1 protein-coding gene is annotated in these 3,220 nt (G+C 71.6%); it reads right to left on the reverse strand.

Going from position 1 to position 3,220, the window contains the following annotated elements; all coding sequences use genetic code 11:
• Window positions 1-3,220 (reverse strand): filamentous hemagglutinin family protein (locus AC27VN_RS36935; RefSeq protein ID WP_490879853.1); only part of this gene is annotated, 3,220 nt, incomplete at both ends.

Consider the following 3,220-nt stretch of genomic DNA (forward strand, 5'->3'; position numbering starts at 1 on the left):
GCATTGGTCAGCGCGCCGACGTTCACGGCCGCGACCACCGGCAGGCCCTTGGTCTCGCCCTTGACCTGGATGTTGTCGGCGTTGAGCACCTGCAGCGCGGCGATGTTGAGATTGCCCGCCACACGCAGGCCGGCATCGCCGGCATTCACGGTGCCGCTGGGCGCGACCAGGTCGACGTCGCCGTCGCCCACGGTGCCGATGCCGCTGCCGCTCATGTCCGACTTCTCGCGCACCACCGTCACGCCGTCGAGGTCGGTGACGACCTCGGGCGCCGAGGGCACGCGCAATGTCTTCGCGCCGCGGCCGGCGTCGATGTTGCCGACCGTGGACCAGATGATCTGGTCGCTGCCCTGCTTCGTCACCTCGGGCACGAAGGACAGGATGCGCGACTGGTTCACCGTGACGTCGTCCTTGGCGAAGATGTCGATGTGGCCCGAGGCCAGCGTGACCAGGCCGTAGCCGGCCGGCACGGTGGCGCCGAGCGCGGCCACCTGCAGTCCGCCGCCGGGCGTGAGCACGTTGATGTCGCCGCCGGCCATGGTGCGCAGCATCAAGGTGTTGGCCGCCACGTCGCCCTTCCAGTCCTTGCCCGGGAACAGCGTGTCGATCGCCGCGTAGCCGCGGTTGTAGCCGCCGTTGCGCGGCAGGCCGCCGGTGCCCGGTTCGTTCTGGTCGCGGCCGGCCTCGCGCAATTCGAGCAGGAAGGCCTGGCGCAGGAACTGCTGGCGCGCCGGCTCGGGCAGCGCCTGGAAGCGCGTCCAGGCATCGAGCGGCGCGAGGGTCTCGCCGGTCATGTCCTTCATGTACGACACGAGGCCGCGACGCACGGTCTTCTCCTGCCCGCCGGGGCGCGTCTCGAGCTGGTCCACCAGGTAGATCGGCACCTGCGTGCCGTCGGGCGCGCGGGTCTTGAGGTAGTCGGGCATCGAGGCCACGCGGGCCGGATCGAGGTAGGCGGCGGCGAAGGCGTCGTAGCCCACGGCGCCGCTCAGTCCGGCCATGACGGTGATCGCGGCGCTGTTGGAGGGCAGGCCGTTGATCTGCGTGTCGGGCTGCGGCCGGTTGTTCCGGTCGTAGCGCTGGTTGCCCACCGTGCGCACCTGCAGGTTGTCGGCGTACACGTCGCGGCCGGCGGCCAGCGTCAGCGTGCCCGGGCCCTGCATCTCGATGTTGCCGGTCAGGCTGTTGCTGATGGCGTTCTCGCGCTCGATCGGATCGACCCGCACCGTGGCCAGGATGTCGTTGCCCGCCTCCAGCAAGGTGGTGTCGGAAGCGCGCAGGTTGCGCCCCGCCACGCGCACGCCGCGGATGTCCTTGCCCGCGCGCACCCAGGTCTGCTCGTTGGCCTTGAGGTCGAGCCCGAAGATCGACCCCTCGGCCGCATAGATGCGGCTGGGCTCGTAGTCGCCGGCCAGCGGCAGCACCGAGGGATTGCTCACGCTGCGCAGGTACGGGTCCTTGATGAAGGAAGCGCCCGACCAGTTGATCCAGTTGTCGAGCATGTCCTCCATGTTCATCTGGCTGAAGGGCGAGCCGGCGCCGGCGGGCATGGTCGGCGAGGGCATCATCGCCGGCGTGGCATAGGCCATCGCGAGCGGCGCCGCGAAGCGGATGTCGTTCTTCGCGGCCAGCGAGACGTCGTTGGTGGTGCCCGGCAGCACGTACAGCGGGCCCTCGATCGACAGCCCGCCATTGAGCGCGACCGCCGACAGCCGCGCCGGATAGCGGTTGCCGCCGAAGCCGACCAGCGTGTCGTGGTCGAAGCTGCGCAGCTGCACGTCGCGGAAAATGAACTCCGCGCGGTTGACGAAGTGGATGTCGCCGCCGGTGGAGACCAGCTTCAGCGCGCTGCGGTCGGTGTAGCCGCTCATGTAGGCGCCGTAGTTGAGCTGCTGCCCGTCGGGGCGCAGGCCCTCGCCGTAGGTGACCAGCAGCGGGTCGACCACCGTCTGCAGCACCAGGTCGCCGGCGGTGCGCAGGCTCAGCGTGGCATCGCCGAGCGCGAGCACCGGCGCCACGCCGTAGCTGGTGCGCGTGATGCCGCCCATGCTGTCGTCGCGGCTCAGGGTCACGGTGCGGCCGACCGCGGTCTCGCCCGCGCGGATCTCGCCCGCGCCGCGCGCGACGTAGTACTGGCCGCCACGGATCGCGCCGCCGGCCTCGACCTGCATGGCGCCGCCGTTGCGCATCTCGACGGTCATCGCCTCGCCCGCCGAGAGCCCGCCGCGCACGCGCATGTTGGTGGGCAGCGCGACCAGCAGGTTGCGCAGGTCGCCGCCGGCATGGACCGCCACGTTGCCGCCGCCGAGCGCGCCCACGCCCTGCTGGAAGCGGCCGTAGTCGATCCACCAGCTCGACTGCTCGGTCGGGTGGATCAGGGGGCCGAAGCTGCCATCGGGCCGCATGCCCAGCTCGCCGTTCTCGTACTCGCCGAAATAGCGCTGCGCATTCAGCGTGCCCTGCCGGTTGAGCCACTCGGTGAAGCGCTGCCCCGCGGGCGCGGCGTCGATGCTGCCCTGCACGCCGATGTCGAGGTTGCCGCCGTCGATGCCGTAGCTGGCCTTCGGGTTGGCGGTGGTGAAGTCGCTCCACACCGTCGTGTCCTTGCGGCCCGCGGTGTAGATCGCCGACTCCTTGTGCGCCAGCGTGAGGTCGCGCCCGGCGCGCACCTCGAGGTCGCCGGTGCCGGTGCGCACCAGCTTGCCGGCGCCGTTATCGGGCGCGGGATCGCTGTCGCTCGGCTGCGCGGTGTTGGCGGTGCCGATCACGATCGAGCCCTTGCCCGCGGCCTGCGCGGCCAGCGGCCGCAATGCCAGCGCATTGGCCGAGTCGAGGTCGCCGCCGGCCACCAGCCGCAGGTTCCACGAGGCGCCGGGCTGCAGCACGCCGCTGCGGTCCGCCACGTCGAAACCGTCGCTCAGGTGGCCGTTGATCAGCAGGTTGCCGCCGGCGCGCAGGGTCAGCGTGCCGTCGCGCGCGCCCGGCAGATCGGCGAACAGGTTCCAGTCGCCGTTGAGCGCCAGGTCGCCGGCGCTGCGGATCTCGATGCCCGGCATGACCGCGAGCCCGGTGCCCAGGCGGCCGGCGATCGCGCCGGCGGCGGCGCTGAAGCGGCGCGCATCGGCGATCGCCTCGGCCTTGACCGCATCGACCGTGCCGTCCTGCGCCTCGTAGCGGCTCGTGCCCTCGAGCACCGCCGAGCGCGCGCCCGTGACCGCGA

The organism is Variovorax sp. 20P10.2.4 (assembly GCF_058244205.1).